Annotated in this window: 1 protein-coding gene; it reads left to right on the top strand. The window is 67.3% G+C overall.

Features of this window, described 5'->3' with window-relative positions:
* A partial coding sequence (locus U5809_RS34610) for an aminotransferase class I/II-fold pyridoxal phosphate-dependent enzyme (protein ID WP_322089858.1) occupies positions 1-349 on the top strand: 349 nt, incomplete at both ends.

The raw sequence follows: 349 nt of genomic DNA, 5'->3' as shown, positions 1-349 counted from the left end.
TTACGGCACGCGCTATGACCCGGCCACCGAGATCACGGTGATCGCGAGCGCGAGCGAAGGGCTCTACGCGGCGATCAGCGCGCTCGTGCATCCGGGCGACGAGGTGATCTACTTCGAGCCGTCGTTCGACAGTTATGCGCCGATCGTGCGCCTGCAGGGCGCGACGCCGGTCGCGATCAAGCTGTCGCCCGAGCATTTCCGCGTGAACTGGGACGAAGTGGCGGCCGCGATCACGCCGCGCACGCGGATGATCATCGTCAATTCGCCGCACAACCCGACCGCGACCGTGTTCTCGGCCGACGATCTCGAGCGGCTCGCGCAGCTCACGCGCGACACGGGCATCGTCGTG

This window comes from Burkholderia sp. BCC1999, from assembly GCF_905339975.1.
GTDB lineage: Bacteria > Pseudomonadota > Gammaproteobacteria > Burkholderiales > Burkholderiaceae > Burkholderia.
The sequence above is the reverse complement of the archived record's forward strand: the minus strand, read 5'-3'. Positions and strand labels throughout refer to the sequence as shown.